The following is a 22,681-nucleotide window of genomic DNA, read 5'->3' on the forward strand; positions in this document are numbered from 1 at the left end:
GGAGGTAGTGGCCGAAGACTTCCCAGGTGGCGGGATCGCCAGTGCCACACGTTGGGCAGTCGTCTGGAAGGCGTGGCCACGATGGATGTGCGAACGCCGAGCCATCCTCAAAGTTCACTTCGAACTGCAGAAGGGAATGATTATTACACGATGTGATGTTTCCTGCTTTCCTCGGTTTCATTGGGCCTGAGGACAAAGCGCTGTGGCGCACCCTGCTGGCGAACCTGACCGGGGATGCGGCCTGGCGCACCCCACCGGTGAAAGCCTGCACATAAAACCAGCACCCAGAAAACCTGGCGGCACAAGTGCCGTATATCTCGGAAAAACAGTGCCTGACGAGAGATTTTATGGCTAGATATGTGCGCGCACCTATGGCTGTATAGACATGACCGAATACACGCCAAGAACAAAGGATGGATACGATGCGCACAATCGGAGCACTTGATGAGCAAATCGAGACTCGCCAGGAGAAGAATCTGATGGCGATTGTCTCGGGCTATAAGGACACCCTGGAAGCAGGCAACGAACTAGTCGACCTCGCCCGCGAGGTCTTCGACCATGAAGTCCCCACCCTGCTAGACGAGTTACGCGAGTTGGAGATCACCGAGTTCACGATCTCCGCCCCGCAGACCAACACCACGACCATCATCTGGCAGCTCGTGGAACGCCGGGCCAGGCTCAACGGCCTGATACAGGTGAAATCCCGCTCGACGAACTGGACCACCGGGCAGCAGGACCTTCTGCCAGCCTGGCACCTCAGCGTCAACCAACGACGCCTCGTTACCTTTTAGGTGTCGCTGTTTTCCGGCAGGATATGCAGTGTAGGTTGCCGGGTGGTTCCGGCATGATGTTTGCCCCCAGTCATTGATGATCCAGGGGGTGTTGTCACCGGAACCGGTCTGGTTCGTTCGGATCGCTACGACAAGCACGCTCTGATCATGGTGGCATTATGGTGGCACCGTGTCACGTGAATGTGAACGCAGGAACTATCGGTGAGCTTGTCGTGTACTGGAATGAACCACAGAAACTGGCCGATAAAACTCCACCTGTTTCGTGGCATCGACATCGTCCAGACCAACCATCATGCCACCACTGTCACACCCGATAGCACGCTGGTACATGACAAATCACCGCCACCATCTGAACCGAGGATTCAGGAACTGCTGAAAGAACTTGTGGCCCCACACGCTAAGCTGTGGGTGGTAGTGGATCAGCCCAAGACTCTCGGCACATTGGTAATTGCCGTTGCCCAACACCTTGGGATTCAGATGCCGTATTTGCCTGGATTAACCATGCGCCGGGTAGCCGATCTGCATCCGGGCCAGGCCAGAACGGACGCTCGAGACGCCGACATTATCGCTGAAACAGCAGGCACCATGCCCCATACGCTGGGCGGTATGACTGTAGCTGAAGAGCACATTGCCGAACTGCCGCACAACTGACCCAGGTGCGCAATCGCTTGCCAGGCCTGCTGACCCAGATCCATCCCTCGCTCGAGACAGTACTAGAACCTCGACTCGCTCATCCAGCGGTGGTGGATCTACTGGGCCGGTATCCCACCCCAGCAACCCTCCAACGGGCCGGGCGAGGACACTTCAGAACCGGTTCACGAAACTCGCGCCCCGTATCCCGATGCGACTCACCGACGAGATCTTGGCAACACTCACCGAACAAACCACCGTCGTGACCGGAACCAGAGCCGCTGAACATATTATCGGGCGCTTGGCTACCCAACTTCAGCAGCTCACCCAACAGCGACTCGACATCGAAACTGAGATCCTGTCAGTAGTTGATGCCCACCCCTTTACCGACTTCCTGACGTCCATGCCCGGCGTAGGGATCAGGGCAGTCGCACGAATCCTCACCGAAGTGGTGGGCAAAGACTCTAAATCCGCAACAGACCTGGCCGCGTCTGCTGGCATCGCACCCGTCACCGGCCAATCGGGGACTTCGACCCGCGGCCAAGCGCCCTGCAGACGTGGCAACAAAGTCCTCAAACGAGCGCTGTTTTTGTTTGCCTTTGCCTCGATCAAAGACAGCCCCGCTTCGCGCGCCTACTATGATAAAAAACGCGCCGAAGGGGAACGTCACAACCAAGCCCTCATCGCCCTAGCCCGTCGAAGAACTGACGTCCTATTCGCTATACTCAGAAACGGTACCTTCTACGAATCTCAACCAGCCCCACTAACACCAGCGGCTTGACGAAAACGATAGAAGCCCCCCGGACCCCGTTCCAGCACTCTGCACAGGTGGTCAGATTATTCTGACTTCTCGGATGTCGTGGGCTCCGGTTTCGCATCCACGCCAGCTTCCTTGCGCTGCTGAGCGGTGATCGGCGCCGGAGCCTGGGTGAGTGGGTCGAAACCGTTACCGGTCTTCGGGAAGGCGATCACCTCACGGATTGAGTCGGTTCCGGCCAGCAGGGCCACGATCCGGTCCCACCCGAAGGCAATTCCGCCGTGCGGGGGTGCCCCGTATTGGAAAGCATCCAGCAAGAACCCGAACTTCTCCCGGGCTTCCTCATCGGTAATGCCCATGACGTTAAAGGCACGTTGCTGAACCTCGGGATTGTGGATACGAATCGAGCCACCACCAATTTCATTGCCATTGCAGACAATGTCGTAGGCATAGGCCAATGCCGAGCCCGGGTCGGTGTCGAAAGTGTCCAAAAACTCCGGTTTGGGCGAGGTGAAGGCATGGTGGACCGCTGTCCAGGCGCCGGACCCAACGGCCACATCTCCGGCGGCCACCGCTTCGTCAGCGGGTTCGAACATCGGAGCATCCACAACCCAGACGAATGCCCAGTCTTGGTCGGTTGCGGCGATTTCGGAGGGGTGCTTAATCAAACCGGTGCGGTGACCGATTTCCACCCGAGCTGCCCCCAGTAGCGCACGGGACTCGGTGGGCTTGCCGGCTGCGAAGAAGATGCAGTCCCCGGGCTGGGCGCCGGTGGCATCAGCCAGCCCGGCCTTTTCGTCTTCGGAAATATTCTTCGCGACCGGGCCGGTTAGCTCACCGTCATCCTGAATCAGCACGTAGGCCAACCCCTTGGCCCCGCGTTGCTTGGCCCATTCTTGCCAGGCGTCCAGGGTGCGACGCGGCTGGGAAGCGCCACCGGGCATCACCACAGCGCCGACGTAGTCGTTCTGGAACACCCGGAAAGGGGTGTTAGCGAAGTACTCGGTCAGCTCGGTCAGTTCCAAGCCAAAGCGCAAATCCGGCTTGTCCGTCCCGTATGAGGCCATGGCCTCCGCGTAGGTCATCCGCGGAAATGGGGCCGACAGTTCCACCCCGATCAGCGACCATAGCTGGGCAATGATTTTTTCGGCTAACTCGATCACGTCGTCTTCTTCTACGAACGATGCCTCAATATCCAGCTGGGTGAACTCTGGCTGACGGTCGGCGCGGAAGTCCTCGTCGCGGTAGCAACGGGCGATCTGGTAGTAGCGTTCAATACCGCCCACTTGCAAAAGCTGCTTGAACAGTTGCGGGGACTGCGGTAGCGCATACCACGAGCCCGGTGCTAGCCGGGCCGGAACCAAGAAGTCGCGAGCGCCTTCTGGAGTGGAGCGGGTCAGGGTTGGGGTTTCGACCTCATGGAATCCTTCCTCGGCCAGCAACGTGCGTGCCACCCGGTTGACCTCCGAGCGTAGGCGGATAATCCGGGCCGGCTCCGGGCGACGCAGATCCAGGTACCGGTAGCGCAGGCGGGCTTCTTCCCCGACTTCGACGTGCTCATCGATCTGGAAGGGCAACGGGGCGGCGGCATTGAGTACAGTGACCTCCGAGGCAAACAGCTCGACGTCCCCGGAAGTGATGTTCGGATTCTCGTTGCCTTCGGGGCGACGTCGGACCTCGGCGGTAACCTGCAGGACGTATTCGTTGCGCAGGTGATCGAAATCTGCCTCATCGTGGATGACGATCTGGCCCAGCCCCGAGACATCACGCAGATCGACGAAGGCTACCCCTCCGTGATCGCGCCGGCGGGCCACCCAGCCTGCCACGGTGACGGTTTCTCCGATGTTCTCGGCGGTGAGCTCGCCAAGCTGATGAGTGCGCAACACAGTGCAACGACCCCTTAAACGTGTTGTGGTTTGTCTATCTGATGCTCGTGGACACGATCAGCTTTGTATTCTACCGGCTCTGTCTCGTGCCTGGAGCCTGTGGCCTGGAGGCGCGCTGGCCCCTAACGTGTGGCTCGTACCTGAGGGTCCAGGTCGTCGGCCGGTGGCATCCAGGTGGTGGGATCAGCTGGGACTTGTTCCCCGGAGCGAAGATCTTTCACCTCGTGGGAGACGCTGCCATCCTCAGCGACCGAGGAGAACCACACGAAGGGGATGCCCCGCTTATCGGCGTATTTGATCTGCTTACCGAATTTCTCGGCCGAGACCGCGACCTCGGTGCTAATGCCACGCTCACGCAACTGTTGAGCGGTATCCAGTGCGGTGTCCCAGTCCTGATCGTGGGTCAGCGCCACCAGCACACAGCTGGGTACCGAGCGCGAGGCTTCGGCCATGGTCTGCGACAGGATACGCATCACCAGGCGAGTCACGCCGATGGATAGCCCCACACCGGGGAAACTGCGCTTGCCTTTGGTGGCCAGCGAGTCGTAGCGACCACCAGAGCAAATTGACCCGAGTTGTTCGTGACCGACCAGCACGGTTTCATACACCGTACCGGTGTAGTAGTCCAAACCACGGGCAATGGATAAGTCCGCCACGGCGGTGCCCGGAACCCGGCGGTGGAGCTGATCGATGACCTCGGCCAGCTCGGTCAGACCTTCCTCCAGCAGTTCGTGTTCCACGCCGAGAGCACGAACTTGATCAACGAATCCGGTGTCTTCGGTGCGAATCTGGGCCAAGGCCAGGGCTTGTTCGGCCTGTTGAGCGGTGGCACCAACTTCATCCTGCAACGCTTCGGCAACCTTCTCAGCACCGATTTTTTCTAGCTTGTCAATATTGCGCAACACGCCCTCAGTGTCGTCCAACCCAATCCCACGGTAAAAGCCTTCGGCGAGTTTGCGATTATTAATCCGAATGGTGAACTCGCCAATGGGAAGTTTACTGAGGGCTTCGGCCATCACGAGGGCGACGTCGATGTCGTAGCGGAAACCCAGCTGACCGTCACCGACCACATCGATATCGGCCTGGGTGAATTCACGGGCACGACCTTCTTGGGGGCGTTCACCCCGCCAGACTTTCTGAATTTGGTAGCGGCGGAATGGGAAGTGCAAATATCCGGCGTTTTCGGTGACGTACCGGGCGAAGGGAACGGTGAGGTCGAAATGCAATGCCAGGCGGTTGGGGTCGTCGCTGGCTTGGTCTTCATCGCCTTGCAGGCGTGACACCGCGTAGACCTCTTTGTCGATCTCTCCCTTACGTAACAGGGTACCGAGGGTTTCCACAGCACGAGTTTCAATATTGGTGAACCCATGGAGCCGGAAGACCTCGGTCAATGTCTGTAACACATGCAATTCCACCATGCGTTCAGCTGGTAACCATTCGTTGAAGCCAGAGAGGGAGCTCTTCCGTGCCATAGTCTGTTGCGTTCTCCAGGGGTCGATTGCGGTGATGCCGCTGGGATGTCATTTCGGCATCGATTCACTGAATACCATGCCATTCTATGCCTATCGGGGTAGGCTATTTGTGACCATGTGTGCCGATTCTCCACTTTATGGAGGCAGGCACACCCGGCCAATACCAGGAGAGTTTTAGCGGTGACTAACGGTCAAGAATCCGACAACCCACAACCCGTCTTATCCGATGCCGAACAGAACAGCCAGGCGACAGAAAGCCAGGCTGTGGACCAACAGTCCGCCGATGGTACTGAGGTCCAGGAAGCCGCTGAGGCCCAGGAACAGGACGTGTTGGCATCCACGGTAGCTACCGAATCGGCCCCCGAGCCGACGCCGGCCCCCAAACCCAGCGCTCTGGCTCCCAAACCGGGGCCTCCGCTGACAGTACCGGCCACGGCGACGCCGAAGACTCCGGTTGCTCCGGCCGTGCCGGACTTCCACACGGATCTGGCACAGGCGCGCCCCTTCGCTGATGTCGCCGAGGACGGCACCGTGTTCTTGATCGATGGTGACGACCGGGTCGAAGTAGGTCAGGTCACCGATGCCACTGAAGGCCAAGCGCTGGCCTACTTCGTGCGCAAATACGATGACGTGATGACACAGTTACTCCTGCTGGAGCAACGCTTGTCCACCGATACCGCCACCAACGAGCTGACGAAGACGCTGAAACCACTAGCCGATGCCGTAGAGGCTCGTGGCATGGTCGGTGATATGTCAGCGTTGCGGGAAAAGGTTGCGCAGCTTTCCACCGCCCTCGAGAATCGGCGCGAGCGGGAAAAGCAGGCCCGGGCCGAGGCCTTGGAAGAACAGCGCCAGCAGCGTGAAGCAGTGGTCAATGAAGCCGAGGAACTGGCTGCACAAGATCCCCAGCAGATTCACTGGAAGAAGACCTCCAACCGGATGAAGGAGCTCTTTGAGAGCTGGCGGGAACTCCAGAAATCCGGCCCGCGATTGTCCAAAGACGTCGAAGATGCACTGTGGAAGCGGTTCCGTTCGGCTCGGAATCGGTTCGATAAGGCTCGTCGGGCCTTTTTCTCGGAGCTGGATAGCAAGAATGCTGAGGCCAAGAAGGTCAAGGAGAAGCTGATCAGTGAGGCTGAAGAGCTACAGCATTCTACCGATTGGGCTCGCACCACGCAGAAATACCGTGATCTGATGACGGCGTGGAAGAAAGCTCCGCGGGCGGCGCGCAAGGAAGACGATGCGCTGTGGGCTCGTTTCCGCGCCGCTCAGGACGTGTTCTTCGGTGCTCGTCAGGCCGCTCACGACGAGATCGATCGCGAATTCCAGCAGAATCTTCAGGTCAAGGAACAAATCCTGGAGGAAGGTCGCAGCCTTCTGCCCTTTACCGATGTCGAGAAAGCCCGGGCTACCATGAATGATCTACGCACTCGGTGGGATGAGGCCGGAAAGGTTCCGCGCAAGGATATCTCACGCATGGATGCTGGCTTCCGCGAACTTGAAGACGCGTTGCAACAGATCGAGGATGACCACTGGTCACGAACCAACCCGGAAACTAAGGCACGCACCAATTCTGCCCTGGCCCAGCTCGAAGAAACCATCGCTCAACTGGAGACAGAATTGGCACAAGCCCAAGAAGCCGGCGATGAACGCAAGATTGCTGAGAAGCAAGAAGCACTGGACGCCCGCCGGGCTTGGTTGCAAGCGGTCCAAGCCTCGGCCGAGTAACTGCACGATCGATCGTCTCGCCGAGGTCGTTGACGAGGACCTCGAGACTAGCTGTCCACAGCGAGAACACCCGCCTCAGCTACCAAGCACTGGCTGTCCACAATGGTGTCCTGAGTATTTTTCCCGGTGCCACCTCGTGACATTCTGGAGGCATGCCTCAGCCAGACACTTCGTCCTCGATCCCGGTTCCCACCACCCGCCAACGTCTCGACCGTGCGGTAAGTCGCTTAATTCATCCCGACGCACCGTTGAGCCCAGGCGAATTGCAGGCTTTGCAGTTACGTGGCGTGATCCGTGAACAAGTTGGCGGGAGCTTCATCAAGACCGAACATCCCGATAGCGTGTTGCAACGAGCAGTAGCCGCCTATTGCTTTGGTGCCAACTTATTTACCGGACGTTGGGCGGTATCTCATTCCACCGCAGCCTGGATTCATCTCTCAGGCCCTGCACCAGCGGATTTTCAGGCGGTCAGTGGTCACCCTCGACGGATGTCGCGGTCGAAGACGCGTGGCATCCAGGTCACGATGCGCAAAATCGAGTACATGCAGGCTGTGGAGACTAGCCTCCACCACGGGCTCATTTTGAGTCTGGGTCCGATCCTGTTTACCAGTGTGGAACAAACGATCATCGACCTGTTGCGCTTCTTTCCGGGAAATCACCAGCTCCGCACCGTCAGCGAGCTCTTACCGCACTGTGATGAGGCTCGGCTGGCCCGAACGCTGGCGTCACAGCGTCATCTGGCGGGGATGGAGACCGCGATAGCCCGTTATCGTCAGCTCGTCCAGCCAGCAGCCTAGGGATTATTTCTTACTCGAGCGCTTTTTCCGCTCGGAGGACCGGTAAACCTCGTAGACACCATCGATCCGACGAATCGCATTGAGCAGGTGCTTCAGGTAGCCGGGATCTCCCATTTCGAACACGAAGCTCGACGAGGCGATCCTGTTCTTCCGGGTGGTGGACGTGGCCGAGAGGATATTGACGTGGTGTTCAGCAAGGATCCGGGTGACATCAGAGAGCAACGAGGTCCGGTCCAGGGCGTCAACGGTGATGTCGACAATGAACACCGAGTCCTGGGTTGGTTGCCAATCGACCTGGATGAGACGCTCCGAATCGTTGGCGAGATTACTGATGTTGTTGCAGTCGGCACGGTGGACCGAAATGCCAGTACCACGGGTGACGAATCCGATGATCTCATCGGGTGGCACCGGGGTGCAGCACCGGGCCAGTTTTGCCATCACGTCTCCGGCTCCTGGAACCACCACGCCAGAATCCGAGCTGCGGGTTGGTCTCGGAATGAGTGGCAGGGAGATGGTGTCGGGGTCGTTATCGTCCACCAGCTTCGGTTCCGGCTCGGGAGGTGATACCAGTTTCTCCACCCGATCCAGCACATTCTCAACCGACACGTTGCCATCACCGATCGCCGCGTAAACCCCGGAGACTCCCCCAACGTTGAGTTGGTCGGCCACATCGCCCAGAATCCCGGCGTTCATGATCTTCTGGAGTGGCAACGGATGTTTGCGGGCTTCTCTGGTCAACTGCTCCTTGCCACGTTCGACAATTTCTTCGCGACGTTCTTTCGAGAACCATTGCCGGATTCTATGTCGAGCACGACCGGAGCGGACGAAGCCCAACCAGTCTTGACTGGGTGCGGCATCTTCGGACTTGGAGGTGAAGATTTCGACCCAGTCACCGTGATTCAGCACGTAGTTCAAGGCCACCAAGCGACCATTGACCCTGGCACCTACGGTGCGGTGCCCCACCTGCGTGTGAACCGCGTACGCGAAATCCACCGGTGTCGAGCCCGATGGGAGGGCTTTGATTTCACCTTGCGGTGTAAAAACGTAGACCTCCGAGGATCCTATTTCGGTCCGGAGCGAGTCCAAGAAGTCGTCGGGGTCCTGAGCATCTTTTTGCCAATCCAACACGGCCTTCAGCCAACCGGGTGTGCTCGCGGTGTCCGCGGCGTTCCCACCACCGCGATGCTTGTACTTCCAGTGGGCTGCCACACCGTATTCGGCCCGATGGTGCATCTCATGGGTGCGGATCTGGATTTCCACCGGTTTACCGCGGGGCCCGATCACCGTGGTGTGAAGCGACTGATACATGTTGTACTTCGGCATCGCAATATAGTCTTTGAAACGCCCCGGCATCGGCGACCACTTGGCGTGTAGCACGCCTAAGGCCGCATAGCAGTCGCGCACAGAGTCCACCATGACCCTGACCCCGAGCAGATCGTAGATATCGTTGAACTCTTTTCCGCGCGCCTGCATCTTTTGATAGATCGAGTAGTAGTGCTTGGGGCGGCCGGTGATCGTGGCATTGATTTTCGCCTCGCGCAGGGTCTGTTCGATGATGTCGGTCAGCTGGGCAATATTTTTTTGTCGCTCCGGAGTGCGCTCCCCCACTAGGCGCACAATCTCGGCGTACATTTTCGGCCACAAGGCGGCAAATGAGAGATCCTCCAACTCCCACTTGATCGTGTTCATGCCCAGCCGGTGGGCCAAAGGGGCATAGATTTCCAGGGTCTCTTGGGCTTTCCGAGCCGAGGACTCCGGTGGCACGTAGCGCCAGGTGCGCGCATTGTGCAGACGGTCAGCGAGTTTGATCAGGAGCACGCGGACATCTTTGGCCATAGCCAACACCATTTTGCGCACAGTCTCCGCTTGTGCGGCGGCACCAAAGTGCACTTTATCGAGCTTGGTGACACCGTCGACGAGCAGGGCGACTTCTTCGCCAAATTCGGCGGTGAGCTGCTCGAGGGAGTAGGAGGTGTCCTCGACGGTGTCATGCAACAGCGCTGCCGCCAACGTCGTGCCCGTCATACCCAATTCAGCCAAGATCGTGGCCACTGCCACCGGGTGGGTAATGTAGGGGTCCCCCGACTTACGGAATTGGCCGTCATGGTGTTGTTCAGCAATGGTGAAGGCCCGGATAATCACGTCCAGGTCTTCTTTGGGGTGGCGGACCTTGAGCGTACGAATCAACGGCTCCAGGATGGGCGAATAGTCTGTGCCGCCCATCCTGCCGGTGAGCCTGGCCAGTCGGGAGCGGTGACGTTTGGGCGCAGACCGTTGCTCTCCGGCACCGTGGCGACCGGATTTTTGCGCATCAGAAGTACTACTCATCCGGCACCGCCCCGCTTTCTCTCCGCTGACCTCTGGAGCCCAAACGCTGATTCCAGTACGGATTGTGGTTGATTGTTTTCATACACTAGTCCCCCGATGTCGCCGGTGACAAAACACCGGTAGCATCGGGGCAGACGGACTGTGGTGCGACGGTCCGGCGCCGTTAGGCTGTCGTAATTTGTTCTTCAGTCACGTCCTCAGGGCGCAGACCGGTTTCCTCACGGAGGTTGAGCACTCGGCGATCATGGTTTTTGACTTTGTCTTCCCCACCCCGCAGCAGTGCATACAGTGGCGCCTGAATAAACAGTGTGGCCAAGGTACCGACGATAATCCCCACGAAGATCGATAGCGAAATATCGCGCAGGGTCCCTGCCCCGAGAAGCCCGGCACCAATAAACAGAATGGACCCGACCGGCAAAATACCTACTATAGAGGTGGTAATGGACCGGACCAAGGTCTGGTTAACCGCCAGGTTGACCATCTCGCGGAAGGTTCTGACGGTATTTTCGTCCATATTCGCGGTATTTTCACGAATCTTATCGAAGACGACCACCGTGTCGTAGAGCGAGTAGGACAAGATGGTCAGGAACCCAATAATGGCTGCGGGCGTGACCTCAAACCCGGTGGCCCCATAGATTCCCACGGTGAGGGCCACCACGTAGAACAACCCCAGCACTGCTGCCAACGACATCTTCCAGGTCCGGAAGTAGATGGCCATCAGCACGGTAACCAGCACAATGAAGATCACCAAGCCAATCAACATCTGCTGAGAAATCGCCTCACCCCAGGTCGGGCCCACGAAGCTGGAGGTCACGTCATTGGCCGAGACCTGATAGGCCTCTTGCAGATTGGAGGCCACTTCAAGGGTCTGGTCATCGGTGAGCTCTTCGGTTTGAACCCGCATGGTTCCGGGCGCGATATTGGTCGCGGTGGCTTCCACCTCAGCAACGACGTCGGTCACGGCCTGCTCGCCCACCGTCGGGTCGGTGTTCTGCACCGAGGAGACGGTGAACTCGGACCCACCACGGAACTCAATGCCGAAGTTGAAGCCACCCCGTGCCACGGTGATACCGACTGCCACCAGTAGCACTATAGCCGCGATGGAAAACCACAGTCGCCACTTCTGGATAAACGGGTAGGACTTTTTGCCCGTATAGAGTTTATTTCCCCACTCAGCGATGCTACTCATTCTGCGTCCTCCGTGGTCTTCTCGTCCTGTGTCAGACCAAGCTTTTCCTCACGCTCTTGTTGCCTGCGCTCGGCAATGGTTTGGCGTCGCTGAGCTTCTTTGGCTCTGCCCTTGATCTTTTTCTTCTTCACGGGTGCCCGGCTGGGTTCGTCGTTAAACTCCCGGACCCGGCCAGCGCCCTGGTAGAGCGCTTTTTGTCCCAGCAACGAGGGGTCCATCCCCGACAGCGGATGTCCGCCACCGAAGAACTTCGTTCGTGCTAACAGTTGCATAACTGGGTGGGTGAACATAAACACCAGCAACACATCGATCAGTGCCGTCAGGCCCAGAGTGAAGGCGAAACCGCGGACATTACCGACAGCCACGAAGTACAGCACTACCGCGGCCAGCAGGTTCACGGCCTTAGAAACGATAATGGTACGTTTAGCCCGCGACCACCCGAATTCCACGGCTGATTCGAACCGTCGCCCCGACCTCATTTCGTCCTTGATTCTTTCAAAGTAGACGATAAAGGAGTCCGCGGTCAGACCAACGGCGACGATAATACCGGCCATACCGGCCAGCGATAATCGATAATTATCCGACCAACCCAGCAACACGATCGCCACGTAGGTCAGCAGGAACATCACCAGCAACGAGGTCAGGGTGACAAAACCCAGGGCACGGTACTGGTAGAACTGGTAGACCGCCACCAGGCCCAAACCGATCAGTCCAGCCACCACGCCCCAGAACAACTGGTCCTGGCCCAGGGTCGCCGAAATCTGTTGTTCAGATTCGATAGTGAAGCTAATCGGCAGAGCACCATATTGGAGCTGTTCGGCCAGGGCTTGGGCCGATACTTCGGTGAAGTTTCCTTCAATCGTGGCACGGCCGTCGGTGATCACCGCATTCGAACGCGGTGCGGAAACGATGGTGCCATCCAGGACGATCGCAAACTGGTTCTGTGGTTCCGGCATGCCCGTGATGCGCTGAGTGACCTCGCGGAAGGCCTCCGTGCCTTCGTCGTCGAAGCTGAGGTTGACCACCCAGTTATTAGCCGACACTCCAGTTGGGGTCTGTGCCATACCGTAGTCGGCGTTGTCGATCTGGGTCCCTTCAACTTCGACGGGGCCCAGAATGTATTTCATCCCATACTCGGGGTCACAGGCAACGACCGCTTCATCTGTGGGCAGTTGTTCGTTTATTTCCTGCTGTTGTTGCTCACGACAGTCGGTGTTTTGAAACTCGTAGGCCAGCTCTGGGCTGATCCAGTTCTGATCCGAGCCATCTTCGGGTTCCGCCTCTGGCTCGGGGAAATCCTCCACGTCTTGGCGCTCCTCTTCCGGGGTAGCAATACCCGGGGCGCCTTGGAGGACCGCGCGGAATTCCATATTGGCCGAAGCCTGGATTAAATCGCGGGTTTGTTGATCCGGGTTGCCGGGCAGGGCGACCACAACGTTGTTATCGCCTTGGGTATTAATTTCAGCTTCCGAGACACCGGAACCATCCACACGGGCACGAATAATCTCGACGGCCTGGTTCAGCGTTTCGTCGGTGACTTCTTCACCAGAGGCGGTCTGCGGTGAGAGCACCATCTGGGTACCGCCTTCGAGGTCCAAGGCGAGCAGGGGCAAGCCATTGGTTTGGTTGGTGGCGATACCTACGCCGAGGATGCCAGCCAGCACGACGACTATCGCTGCCAGCCAGCCCAGAGTGCGTCGCGCGCGCCCTTGGGGGGTCTTTGAGGCCATGATGGTGTGGATCTTTCAGTTCTGGAGTGCGGACTCACGAAAGGTTCAGCACCCCGGGGTGCTGAACCTTTCGTGATGGTCTGGTGGTTATTTCTTCTCGTCGTCGTTTGGGGAATCTTTGTCGGTCTCCTCGGTCGAACCGTATTCTTCGCGGGGATCCTCCGGGTTACCCGATGCCTGAGTGTCGGTGGCGTCGCGGTTCTCGCTGTTGATCACGATCTTGTTGGACTCATCCGGTGTTGGTTCCGAGCTAGCAGTCGAGTCAGCGGTGTCTGCCACCGGTTCGATGACTTGAGCAATGGTCTGCAGGTGTACGGTCACGCTGTTGCCGGGCGAGACCTCAAGGACCACCTTATTGTCGTCGTGGTTGACCGAAATCACGGTACCGAAGATTCCGGCAGCGGTCATGACCTCAACGCCCGGGGCCAAGGCCTGGCGAGTTTCCATCTGCTTCTTCTGCTGTTTCCGGGTGCCACGCATGGACAAGAAGATCAGCAGACCGAAGATGACCAGCATGACGATCAAAAAGCCAGCGCCAAAACCGCCGCCACCTTCAGCATTCTGAGCCAGTGGGTTGACGAGATGAGTCAGGTCAGCAAAGTGCATGTATCGATCCAATTCCTCGGGACAATGATGTCTAGATCTTCCACCACGACAAGTCTCGTGGTGGAACGCATTATTCTCAGGCTACCTTAGGCACCTGAGGTCGGGCCTAATTCTTAAGGGTCACCTTCACGCTGGAGACCATTCTCACGGCACGGTCGCTTGATTTTTGCCCGGATCTAGTCGTGGGACTCGTCCCGGGAGAAGTCATCTGGGCCGAATAACGGAGAGGTCTGACCGGGTTCATCGGTCTGGGATTCTGCGAGTCGCCACATTGACTGCACCTCTGCGTTGTGAGGAACATCAAGTCCTAAATGTTCCCAGGCCGCCGGCATCGCGATCCGCCCGCGCGGGGTACGTCCCAGGAGTCCTTCACGCACTAGGTAGGGCTCGGCAACTTCTTCGACGGTTTCGACCTCTTCACCGACGGCAATGGCCAGGGTGGACAGTCCGACCGGGCCTCCGCCAAATTTCTGACACAATGCTTCGAGCACGCCACGATCGAGGCGGTCCAAACCACGCCGGTCAATTTCGTAGATATCCAGGGCGGTGGAGGCCGACCGGGCATCCACTTCGTCAAGGTGGTGGACCAGTGCCCAGTCACGCACCCGGCGTAGCAGTCGGTTGGCGATACGCGGGGTACCACGGGACCGTGTTGCGATTTCGGCAAAGGCTCCCGGTGACAGGCGCATATCCAGCATGGCTGCCGAGCGGCGTAGCACCAGTTCGAGTTCGGCCACGTCATAGAACTCCAAGTGACCGGTGAAACCAAACCGATCCCGTAGGGGACCCGGCAAGAGCCCCGCTCTGGTGGTGGCTCCGACTAGCGTAAAGGGTGGGAGCTCGAGCGGAATGGACGTCGCCCCAGCACCTTTGCCGACCACGATGTCGACCCGGAAATCTTCCATGGCCATATAGAGCATTTCTTCAGCTGGACGTGACATCCGGTGAATTTCGTCCAGGAAGAGCACTTCTCCCTCAGTGAGCGAAGAAAGGATCGCAGCCAGGTCACCTGAGTGTTGGATGGCCGGACCAGAGGAGATCCGCAGCGGGGCGTTCATTTCGGCGGCGATAATCATCGACAGAGTGGTTTTGCCCAGCCCCGGAGGACCTGAGAGCAACACGTGGTCGGCGGTGGCATCACGGAGTTTGGCGGCTTCGAGCACTAAGGACAGTTGTTCGCGAACCCGGGATTGGCCGACAAAGTCTCCGAGATGCTTCGGACGCAGTGCGGCCTCAATTTCACGTTCTTCGGTGGAGGCATTGGGCCCGATCAGGCGGGAATCCTGCTCAGCGTGGTGGGGATCGGTACTCATCTCGATCTAGCATGCCTTCCGATGGAGAACGTGTTATGAATGGACGCGACGTTGTCCTTGTCCCAGGTGACGCAACGTCGCGCGCAGAACCTGGGAGACGTCCTGTGACTCGCGCAATTCGGGTTCATGTTCCAGAGTGGATTTCAACGCCTTGGTGGCATCCTTGTCGGTCCAGCCGAGCCCGGTGAGAGCTTCGTGAACTTGCTCCTGCCACACCGGGTCATTGCCCGGCGTGGCACCGCTCGGCTGCCCTGCCTGTGCGGGGCCCTCGGTCGGTACGAGCTTACCGGACAGTTCCAGGATGATCCGGCGGGCGGTTTTCGCACCGATGCCGGGCACCTGGGTGAAGGCCTTATCGTCGTCTTGGGCGACCGCGCGCCGGACCTCTTCGGGTGCATAGACCGCCAGAACCGCCAGAGCGATCCGGGGCCCGATCCCGGAGATGGTCAGCATCGTCGTGAAAATTTCGCGTTCGTCCCGGGAGCGAAACCCGTAGAGGGTCATGGCATCTTCACGAACGATCAGCTCGGTCAGCACGCGTGCTTGGTCCTCGATCCGCAGTGTCGCTAGTGTTTGCGGGGTGGCGAAGAAGGTATAGCCGACGCCGTTGACATTGAGCACCGCCGAATCGACACCGAGGTACTCAACCACTCCGGTCAACGAGGAAATCATGAAGCCTCCGTAGCTGTGCGTCGAGCTCCGCCAGGTGTTTTGTCCACTGCCCGTACCGCAAATGATAGAACTAATCTACGAACACTGTACCCCGCAGGGTGCAACCGATGTTAACGGGCACGCCGTTCGGCTTCCAACCACGCTCGCTGGGCTGGGGTTGTGGGGCGGGAATTCTTTGCTGTCACACCGGGAAATTTCGATGGCCGGGCCGGGCTGGTCAATTTCCCGGTGTCCAGTCCACGCCCGTGGAGTCCCCCGCGCCAGGCGTGGGCGATCGCCAGTGCCATCGCGTCGGCTGCATCGGCGGGTTTCGGTGGCGAATCTAAGCCCAGGACCCGGGTTACCATCGCGGTGACCTGGTTTTTATCGGCGGAACCGTTTCCGGTGACCGCAGCTTTCACCTCGGAGGGGGTCAGCAAAGCGACCGGAATATTGCGTCGGCCCGCCGCTGCGATCACCACTCCGGAAGCTTGGGCGGTACCGACTACGGTCGGCGTGTTGTTTTGAGCGAACATCCGCTCCACGGCCAGGTGGTCGGGACGGTGCGACTCAAAGAAATCGGCAATGGCCTCGTCGATGGTCGCCAGTCGCTCACCGATCGAGGCCGTGTTCGGAGTCCCCACCACGCGTACGTCCACCAGAGTGGCCTGCCGGTTGGGGGCGACGTCGACCACGGCCATGCCACAACGTGTCAGTCCCGGGTCGACCGCCAGCACCCGCAAGGGTTTGCTGGGAACCCGCACCGGTTAGTCGTCCTCGTTCTCAAGTTCTGCGGCCACCTCATCGGTGATGTCCACGTTGGAGCTGACGTTCTGTACGTCGTCGAGCTCTTCGAGAGCATCAGCTAAGCGCAGGAATTGGCGGGCAGCTTTGGCATCGAGCTCGACCTTCATCGTGGCCACGAACTCGACTTCGTCGGATTCGTAGTCGATCTCGGCTTCGTCGAGTGCTTTGGCTACATCCTGCAGATCGGAGGGGTCCGAGTAGACTTCGAAGCTACCACCGGACTTGGCCACTTCTTCGGCTCCGGCATCCAGGACCGCCATCAGGATTTCGTCTTCTTCTTTACCCTCGGCGTCCATGCGGACCACGCCTTGGCGGTTGAAGAGGAAAGCGACCGACCCGGAGTCGGCCAGGGTGCCGTTATTGCGGGTGACGGTGTGGCGCACTTCGGCTGCGGCACGGTTCTTGTTATCAGTCAAGCATTCGACCATCAACGCCGAGCCTTCGGGACCGCGAACCTCGTAGATAATCTCTTCGTAGTTAATGACCTCACCGGTCAGACCGGCACCGCGCTTGATGGCACGGTCAATATTGTCATTGGGCACCGATTGCTTCTTGGCTTTGGAGACTGCAAGATCCAGCGCCGGGTTACCTTCCAGATCTGGCCCACCGGCACGAGCGGCTACCTCAATCGCCTTAATGTGCTTGGCGAACATTTTGGCGCGCTTGGCATCCAGGGCAGCTTTTTTATGCTTGGTTGTTGCCCATTTTGAGTGACCGGCCAATGGAGCCTCCTTATGGGGGTCAGGGTGCGAACAATAAAACTCTGCCCTATAGTCTAAACCCAGCCCGCTTCTCTACCGCGATAACTGTGGCACTACACGTCGCGGGCCACTGAGCACCACATAGAGCCAGCTCAGCGTTGCTTGTTCCCAGCGGTCAGGGTCAACATTCCATTCTCGCGTGTGCCGGGCCTTGGTGAATCGCACCAACGAGACCAAATCCGGACGCAGATTCGCCAGCTGTCCAGCCGGCCCGATCGGAACGAAGTCGTCGTCTTCAGAGTGCAGAATCAGCACCGGGTGCTGGAGTTGCTCGGCCCGGTCCACCCAGTTCAAGGCTTTCAAGTCCACCGGGGCTGCCAGCCCGGCAAGACGACGGGCCCATTTATTGGCAATCATAAATTGCCCCAGATGACCCACCGCGTCGGGAAGCCGGTTCAACCGGGCCTGGTAGGCCAAGACATCAATCCAGTTAATAACCGGTCCGTCGAGGACCAGCCCCGCAATCCGGTCGCGTAACGGTGACTGGGCAGCCAATTGCAGGGACACCGCACCACCCATGGACCAGCCGAAAATCACGACTTGTCGGGCACCGTGACTCAGCGCATAGTGCATGGCAGCTTCCACGTCGGGCCATTCGGTAGCTCCGAGCCCGTATCGGCCATCTCCGGCCGGCGGGGCGTTGCCGTCGTTGCGGTAGGAAATCAATAAGCTCGGCATACCTAGAGCGCCGGCGACGCGCAGGGCACGAATTCCTTCGGTACGCCGGGAGCCACGTCCGTGAACCATAATCGCCCAGGTGTCTTCTCCGAATTCAGGGGTCTGGGTAGGAAGGGGGGACTCGGCGACACGCGGGACTTGGGGTGGTACATACCAGGCCGGGGCTTCGCCACGTTCGACGGGAATGGACACTTCCTCGGACACAAACCCGGCATCACCGGGGTGGGGCCAGGTAAAGCCGGTCCAGGAGCCTTTTTGCGCCGCGGTGAGATCCCCGGAATAGATCTGTTCAATTTCTCGCACCACAATCCCGGCTTCAGCGTCGCGGTCAACGATCTTACCGATGCGGGCGATACCTTCACCGGCGGCGAAGGTCAGCGAATAGCGACCTTCCACGGTGGTTTCACGGGTGGCCTGCAACGCGATGTGAGGCCGGGGACCGTAGGGCTCAATGATTGCGTAAATCCGGATGTCTTCGGCCACCCGTCGCGTCGGGGTCACGACCGTACGGGCAAAGACGGTAGCCAGGGTAGAAATGGTGCCGGCAAACAGCGAGCCCACCACCGCAGCAGAGGCACCGACCACGGCGAGCACTTGGGAAAACCGTGCTCGAGAACGCGAGTTGTCAGACTCAGCGCGGGATCGGGGGAAGACTCGCATACTGGTCATTCTTCCCCGTTTACCGGGGAATTTCCAGTTTCTCAAACGTCGGGTCGGGAACAATCCCCTGGCCTGTGACGTTATAGCGGATATGACAGTTTCAGATACCTCTCACCACCAAGACGACACCACACAAACCACCACTACCCGCTCCGGTCAGCTCTCCGAGGACGAGTGGAAACAACGCCTCAGTCCTGCGGAGTACCAGGTGCTTCGCCAGGCGGCCACTGAACGACCCTTTACCGGGGAATACTGGGATGATTTCAGCGAAGGGATCTACCGGTGCCGGGCCTGTGGGGCTGAGCTGTTCCGTTCGGATCAGAAGTTTGATGCCCACTGCGGTTGGCCCTCATTCTTTGCCCCGTTGGCTGAAGATCGGGTGGAATACCGCAAAGACACCTCCTTGGGGATGACCCGCATCGAGGTCTTGTGTGCCCAGTGTCAGTCCCACTTGGGCCACGTGTTCGAAGGTGAGGGCTTCAATACCCCGACGGACCTGCGCTACTGCATGAACTCCATTTCCCTGGAGAAAGTCCCCCGCTCAGACCGATAAGCTCGAGGGTTCTCGGCGTGGCCTGCCCCCACCCTTCAGGTAGCGCTTTAACCTTGAGGGGTGAGCATTGATCGGTCGAGTGCAGAAACCTTGGCTTCGGCGCCTGTGACTTTTCGTCGGGCGCTATCGGGACTGCGGATGGCCCAGCCCCGAGCGGAAGTCCGGCTGACTGAAATCCCGGCACCGCAGAAAATCGCACCCTATGCGGTGGCTATGGCCGCCGATGTTTACCCGGCCGTGCTTCCGGCCCCGATCACCTCAACCGTCACCACACTCGGAGCGGTTGAAGACCAGGACCCCAATGAGCCACTAGCCACCGGGCGTTTTATTCTCTTGCATGACCCGGCCGGTTCGGCCGTGTGGAAATCCACGTTCCGCATTGTGACCTTCATTCGGGCGTCGGTTGAAGCCGAAATGGGCGTGGACCCGATGGCCGCTGAGGTGGCGTGGACATGGCTGGTGGAAGCCTTAGATGGTCACCAGGTGGATTATGACCAAGCCGGTGGGACCGCCACGCGGGTGCTGTCGGAAAGTTTCGGAGTGTTGGATGATCGGGCCGATGCCATTGACATTGAAATGCGGGCCTCGTGGAGTCCTACCAACCTGATGGGCGAATCGATGGAGAACCACCTGGAGGCCTGGGCAGATATGGTCTGCGCCTTTGCTGGTTTACCACCGGTTCCTGAAGGCGTCACAGTTCTCCCTCGAGCACGAAGGACGTAACATCATCCTGACCACAAACGCAGAATCTGAGGCACCGGTTCTGATCACCGAGCCGGCCGAGGGCATCCCAGAACTTACCGACACGCCCGAAGGGCTCACCGAATGCGCTGAAGCGCTCCGCGCCGGTAGCGGACCGGTGGCCATCGATACCGAACGAGCCTCCGGATTTCGCTACGGTCAGCGAGCATTCTTGGTCCAACTCAAGCGTGAAGGCTCCGGCATTTGGCTCATCGACCCCGAACCCTTGGAGAATTTGGACATTATTCAGCAAGCCATCGGTGACACCGAGTGGATCTTACACGCTGCCACGCAAGACTTAGGGTGTCTGGCTGACTGTGGATTACGTCCCTGCGCCCTCTTCGATACCGAGCTAGCCGGACGCCTGTGCGGCTTCCAGAAAGTAAATCTGGCCGCACTGCTACAGCGTACGTTGGGAATAACCTTGGCCAAGGAGCACTCAGCTGCCGACTGGTCGCAGCGCCCGTTGCCCGAGCGTATGCGCAACTACGCCGCCTTGGATGTGGAATTTTTGGTCCCGTTACGCGCACAGATGATTCACACACTACGTCGGCAGGACAAGCTGGAGATCGCTACCGAAGAGTTCGAAGCGTTGACCGCCTGGCAACCCCCGGAGCCCCCTCACGAGCCCTGGCGGAAAACCTCCGGTATTCACCGGGTGAAATCACCACAACAGCTGGCCATTGTCCGTGCCCTGTGGCATGCCCGTGATGAACTGGGCCGTCAGGAAGATGTCTTCCCGGGGCGGCTACTACCCGATCGGGCGATTATTGCCGCCGCGACCGCACAACCTGCAACCGCAGGTGAGCTGATGAACACCAAGGGGTTCACCGGCCGGGCTGCCGGTCGGGAGAAGGACCGGTGGTTGGAGGCGATTCGGCGCGGGGTGGCCGACGGACGGGATCCCGCAACGCGACCGGAGAAGAAACCGGCTGGCTCCGGTGGCCCTCCGCCGGTGAAAAGGTGGAAGTCTCTCGACGAGCTGGCCGCTCGGCGATTCGCCACGTGTAAGGTGCGATTGACTCGCCAAGCCGAGGCGATGGGCGTGCCGTTAGAGAACCTCTTACTCCCCTCGACGCTACGAGATCTCTGTTGGCGTCCGCCCTCACCCATTACCCCGGAAACCGTCGAAGAGTATCTCAAAGACCGGGGTGCCCGTAACTGGCAGGTCTGGGCCTGCTCGGCAATCATTACCGTTGCATTACTAGACCCGGATCCATGGGAGAGCGATGACGAGCAGCCCTGAGATGACTGAGAATCCTGAACAGACAGGTTCCACCTGTGCCGATGGTTCCTCTCATCTCGACCGTCGCCAATTGCTCTCTGGCACCGCAGCCATCGTGGCAGGTGGTGCCAGCATGCTGGGGCTGTCCAGCTGTGCACCGGCCGAGCCGGATACGGTCGAGGACTTCTCGGGTCAGCCCACTGAAGTCCTCGACGCCGATCTGTTGCCCGTCGGGGAAGCCACCGGGGTCCATACCGGCGACTATGACCTGCTGATCTATCGGGACAGCGAGAGCTCGGTGCAGGCGTTTCACGCGATCTGCCCCCACCAGGGATGCGTCGTGCGTGTCGGTGAAGGGGCGGAGCGCGCCCCGGATTTCACCTGCCCCTGCCATTCTTCCCTCTTTGATTCCGAAACCGGTGATGTGCTGGGCGGGCCGGCTCCCCGGGGCTTGCGACGACACCCCGCCGAGGTCCGCGACGGCGGCATTTGGGTCGAGGTCTAACGGGTCATCGAGCTCGTCTCTAAGGGTTCCACGCCCCGTGTTGCCGGTGATCGGCACGTAACCGTCGGGGCACCACGTGCCCGGTGCCGGGACGGTTGGGATCCCAGTCGGGGGTTTCTGCCTTCCGGCGCGGGTAGTAGTACAACCTCCACCACGCCCACACCAGGCTCCCGAGCACCGGCAATAAGAAGATCGCCACAACCCAGACGATACGACGCTGTGGTTCCAGAGGCGACCGTAGCAGGCTGATCACTGACCACACCATCACGGCCACGACCAGGATGGAGACAATCCACCATAGGGCTGATTCGAGCATTCAGGCGTTGGTCTTTCGCACGGTGACTTTTGAGGCCTGCACGCCGGCAGCTTTCACTACGGTCGGGATGATCTCGCGGGCCTTGCCCGGGTGGACGGTGGCGACCGAAATGGTAAATGCTGCGGCGCCTAAGACCGGCGAGTCCGCCTCACCGAGTCCGCGCCAGGCCAGCTCGCGGGTGGTCAAGGTTGCCAGAGTCTGCGCTTGATGAGATTCCACGTCACTCGGTTCGGTGCCACGCAAGGTATAGGTGATCTGTAGCTGTTCCATCTCGGCGGGGTCGATGGGCTGGTAGCCGTCTTCGGTGCACTGTTGGCTGAAGCCTGACAGTAGCGCTTCGGCCTGCGCGCAGTCCTCGAGTTTCTCGGCAGTGTCTACACCAGTGGCACCGACTTTGCCGTAGTGGACCACGAATTCGTGCTGGTCTTCATCCCACCACGCCTCCCGGTAGTGGGTGGGACGAGTGCTATCTTCGGGGCAGAAATAGGCTCGGATAATGGTCACGGTGAGCACCTCCTGCGCGCGGGCCGGTTGATAACCCTGCTAGTTTAGCGTAC

At 59.3% G+C, this 22,681-nt stretch carries 21 protein-coding genes and 1 pseudogene; 9 read left to right on the top strand and 13 right to left on the bottom strand.

Going from position 1 to position 22,681, the window contains the following annotated elements; genetic code table 11:
* Positions 1 to 152 precede the first annotated feature (152 nt).
* The 3 genes and pseudogenes from QDX22_RS03315 to QDX22_RS03325 all read left to right on the top strand — a co-directional run bounded on the left by QDX22_RS03315 (position 153) and on the right by QDX22_RS03325 (position 2,202).
* The gene (locus QDX22_RS03315; protein WP_279675180.1) at positions 153 to 275 is read left to right on the top strand and encodes a hypothetical protein; all 123 of its coding nucleotides are present in this window, start codon (positions 153 to 155) and stop codon (positions 273 to 275) included.
* 147 nt (positions 276 to 422) lie between these two features.
* Positions 423 to 791, top strand: a complete 369-nt coding sequence (locus QDX22_RS03320; protein WP_279718010.1) for a DUF7698 family protein — start codon at positions 423 to 425, stop codon at positions 789 to 791.
* A gap of 222 nt (positions 792 to 1,013) precedes the next feature.
* Positions 1,014 to 2,202 (top strand): annotated as a pseudogene (locus QDX22_RS03325) (IS110 family RNA-guided transposase).
* A gap of 56 nt (positions 2,203 to 2,258) precedes the next feature.
* Here the strand turns inward: QDX22_RS03325 and aspS are convergent.
* Positions 2,259 to 4,064: an aspartate--tRNA ligase gene (gene aspS / locus QDX22_RS03330; RefSeq protein WP_110099681.1), complete on the bottom strand. Its 1,806-nt coding sequence runs from the start codon at positions 4,062 to 4,064 to the stop codon at positions 2,259 to 2,261.
* 122 nt (positions 4,065 to 4,186) lie between these two features.
* A complete protein-coding gene (hisS, locus tag QDX22_RS03335) occupies positions 4,187 to 5,536 on the bottom strand; it encodes a histidine--tRNA ligase (protein ID WP_110099682.1) in 1,350 nt (449 codons plus the stop codon).
* 180 nt (positions 5,537 to 5,716) lie between these two features.
* Here hisS and QDX22_RS03340 point away from each other — a divergent pair, with 180 nt between their 5' ends.
* Together QDX22_RS03340 and QDX22_RS03345 are read left to right on the top strand one after the other, a co-directional pair.
* Positions 5,717 to 7,264, top strand: coding sequence for a DUF349 domain-containing protein (locus tag QDX22_RS03340; RefSeq protein WP_279696247.1), 1,548 nt, complete (start codon positions 5,717 to 5,719; stop codon positions 7,262 to 7,264).
* A gap of 152 nt (positions 7,265 to 7,416) precedes the next feature.
* On the top strand, positions 7,417 to 8,061 hold the full coding sequence (locus tag QDX22_RS03345) for a hypothetical protein (protein WP_279696249.1): 645 nt from the start codon (positions 7,417 to 7,419) through the stop codon (positions 8,059 to 8,061).
* Positions 8,062 to 8,064: 3 nt separating this feature from the next.
* On the opposite strand, the gene QDX22_RS03350 is transcribed toward QDX22_RS03345, so the two are convergent.
* From QDX22_RS03350 to QDX22_RS03390, 9 genes are all read right to left on the bottom strand, one after another.
* Positions 8,065 to 10,284 (bottom strand): RelA/SpoT family protein, encoded by a 2,220-nt coding sequence (locus QDX22_RS03350; protein WP_279696546.1) that lies wholly within the window; start codon positions 10,282 to 10,284, stop codon positions 8,065 to 8,067.
* 268 nt (positions 10,285 to 10,552) lie between these two features.
* Positions 10,553 to 11,578: a protein translocase subunit SecF gene (secF, locus tag QDX22_RS03355; RefSeq protein ID WP_110099685.1), complete on the bottom strand. Its 1,026-nt coding sequence runs from the start codon at positions 11,576 to 11,578 to the stop codon at positions 10,553 to 10,555.
* On the bottom strand, positions 11,575 to 13,308 hold the full coding sequence (gene secD, locus QDX22_RS03360; protein ID WP_279696251.1) for a protein translocase subunit SecD: 1,734 nt from the start codon (positions 13,306 to 13,308) through the stop codon (positions 11,575 to 11,577). Before secD ends, secF begins: the two co-directional genes overlap by 4 nt.
* An 87-nt stretch (positions 13,309 to 13,395) precedes the next feature.
* Complete coding sequence (gene yajC / locus QDX22_RS03365) at positions 13,396 to 13,914, bottom strand: preprotein translocase subunit YajC (protein ID WP_110099687.1); 519 nt, start codon at positions 13,912 to 13,914, stop codon at positions 13,396 to 13,398.
* 176 nt (positions 13,915 to 14,090) lie between these two features.
* A complete protein-coding gene (ruvB, locus tag QDX22_RS03370) occupies positions 14,091 to 15,227 on the bottom strand; it encodes a Holliday junction branch migration DNA helicase RuvB (RefSeq protein ID WP_279696253.1) in 1,137 nt (378 codons plus the stop codon).
* 33 nt (positions 15,228 to 15,260) lie between these two features.
* Positions 15,261 to 15,899, bottom strand: a complete 639-nt coding sequence (gene ruvA, locus QDX22_RS03375; RefSeq protein ID WP_279675186.1) for a Holliday junction branch migration protein RuvA — start codon at positions 15,897 to 15,899, stop codon at positions 15,261 to 15,263.
* Positions 15,900 to 16,009: 110 nt separating this feature from the next.
* Positions 16,010 to 16,579 (bottom strand): crossover junction endodeoxyribonuclease RuvC, encoded by a 570-nt coding sequence (locus QDX22_RS03380; protein WP_279696549.1) that lies wholly within the window; start codon positions 16,577 to 16,579, stop codon positions 16,010 to 16,012.
* 66 nt (positions 16,580 to 16,645) lie between these two features.
* Entirely contained in the window at positions 16,646 to 17,407 is a 762-nt protein-coding gene (locus QDX22_RS03385) for a YebC/PmpR family DNA-binding transcriptional regulator (protein WP_110099690.1), read from the bottom strand.
* A gap of 72 nt (positions 17,408 to 17,479) precedes the next feature.
* Positions 17,480 to 18,784, bottom strand: coding sequence for an alpha/beta hydrolase family protein (locus QDX22_RS03390; protein ID WP_166769830.1), 1,305 nt, complete (start codon positions 18,782 to 18,784; stop codon positions 17,480 to 17,482).
* Positions 18,785 to 18,875: 91 nt separating this feature from the next.
* Between QDX22_RS03390 and msrB the strand changes: the two genes are divergently transcribed.
* The 4 genes from msrB (at position 18,876) to QDX22_RS03410 (ending at position 21,808) form a co-directional block, all read left to right on the top strand.
* Complete coding sequence (gene msrB / locus QDX22_RS03395; RefSeq protein WP_110099692.1) at positions 18,876 to 19,337, top strand: peptide-methionine (R)-S-oxide reductase MsrB; 462 nt, start codon at positions 18,876 to 18,878, stop codon at positions 19,335 to 19,337.
* Positions 19,338 to 19,475: 138 nt separating this feature from the next.
* Positions 19,476 to 20,060: a DUF3000 domain-containing protein gene (locus QDX22_RS03400; RefSeq protein ID WP_110099715.1), complete on the top strand. Its 585-nt coding sequence runs from the start codon at positions 19,476 to 19,478 to the stop codon at positions 20,058 to 20,060.
* Positions 19,999 to 21,324: an HRDC domain-containing protein gene (locus tag QDX22_RS03405; RefSeq protein WP_279696254.1), complete on the top strand. Its 1,326-nt coding sequence runs from the start codon at positions 19,999 to 20,001 to the stop codon at positions 21,322 to 21,324. Before QDX22_RS03400 ends, QDX22_RS03405 begins: the two co-directional genes overlap by 62 nt.
* Position 21,325: 1 nt before the next feature.
* The gene (locus tag QDX22_RS03410; protein ID WP_279696256.1) at positions 21,326 to 21,808 is read left to right on the top strand and encodes a Rieske (2Fe-2S) protein; all 483 of its coding nucleotides are present in this window, start codon (positions 21,326 to 21,328) and stop codon (positions 21,806 to 21,808) included.
* A 19-nt stretch (positions 21,809 to 21,827) separates the two neighbouring features.
* Here the strand turns inward: QDX22_RS03410 and QDX22_RS03415 are convergent, their stop codons facing one another.
* Both QDX22_RS03415 and QDX22_RS03420 read right to left on the bottom strand, forming a co-directional pair.
* The gene (locus QDX22_RS03415; RefSeq protein WP_279696257.1) at positions 21,828 to 22,124 is read right to left on the bottom strand and encodes a PLD nuclease N-terminal domain-containing protein; all 297 of its coding nucleotides are present in this window, start codon (positions 22,122 to 22,124) and stop codon (positions 21,828 to 21,830) included.
* Positions 22,125 to 22,628: a hypothetical protein gene (locus QDX22_RS03420; protein ID WP_279696258.1), complete on the bottom strand. Its 504-nt coding sequence runs from the start codon at positions 22,626 to 22,628 to the stop codon at positions 22,125 to 22,127. It lies immediately after the preceding gene.
* Positions 22,629 to 22,681 lie beyond the last annotated feature (53 nt).

It is taken from the genome of Auritidibacter ignavus (assembly GCF_029853775.1).
Lineage (GTDB): Bacteria > Actinomycetota > Actinomycetes > Actinomycetales > Micrococcaceae > Auritidibacter > Auritidibacter ignavus.

Excerpts from the sequence above, each read along its gene's own strand:
- QDX22_RS03320 (WP_279718010.1), top strand. The coding sequence starts at position 423 with ATGCGCACAATCGGAGCACTTGATGAGCAAATCGAGACTCGCCAGGAG.
- hisS (WP_110099682.1), bottom strand. The coding sequence starts at position 5,536 with ATGGCACGGAAGAGCTCCCTCTCTGGCTTCAACGAATGGTTACCAGCT.
- QDX22_RS03345 (WP_279696249.1), top strand. The coding sequence starts at position 7,417 with ATGCCTCAGCCAGACACTTCGTCCTCGATCCCGGTTCCCACCACCCGC.
- QDX22_RS03350 (WP_279696546.1), bottom strand. The coding sequence starts at position 10,284 with ATGGGCGGCACAGACTATTCGCCCATCCTGGAGCCGTTGATTCGTACG.
- secF (WP_110099685.1), bottom strand. The coding sequence starts at position 11,578 with ATGAGTAGCATCGCTGAGTGGGGAAATAAACTCTATACGGGCAAAAAG.
- secD (WP_279696251.1), bottom strand. The coding sequence starts at position 13,308 with ATGGCCTCAAAGACCCCCCAAGGGCGCGCGCGACGCACTCTGGGCTGG.
- yajC (WP_110099687.1), bottom strand. The coding sequence starts at position 13,914 with ATGCACTTTGCTGACCTGACTCATCTCGTCAACCCACTGGCTCAGAAT.
- ruvB (WP_279696253.1), bottom strand. The coding sequence starts at position 15,227 with ATGAGTACCGATCCCCACCACGCTGAGCAGGATTCCCGCCTGATCGGG.
- ruvA (WP_279675186.1), bottom strand. The coding sequence starts at position 15,899 with ATGATTTCCTCGTTGACCGGAGTGGTTGAGTACCTCGGTGTCGATTCG.
- QDX22_RS03380 (WP_279696549.1), bottom strand. The coding sequence starts at position 16,579 with ATGGCCGTGGTCGACGTCGCCCCCAACCGGCAGGCCACTCTGGTGGAC.
- QDX22_RS03390 (WP_166769830.1), bottom strand. The coding sequence starts at position 18,784 with ATGCGAGTCTTCCCCCGATCCCGCGCTGAGTCTGACAACTCGCGTTCT.
- msrB (WP_110099692.1), top strand. The coding sequence starts at position 18,876 with ATGACAGTTTCAGATACCTCTCACCACCAAGACGACACCACACAAACC.
- QDX22_RS03400 (WP_110099715.1), top strand. The coding sequence starts at position 19,476 with ATGGCCCAGCCCCGAGCGGAAGTCCGGCTGACTGAAATCCCGGCACCG.
- QDX22_RS03410 (WP_279696256.1), top strand. The coding sequence starts at position 21,326 with ATGACTGAGAATCCTGAACAGACAGGTTCCACCTGTGCCGATGGTTCC.
- QDX22_RS03415 (WP_279696257.1), bottom strand. The coding sequence starts at position 22,124 with ATGCTCGAATCAGCCCTATGGTGGATTGTCTCCATCCTGGTCGTGGCC.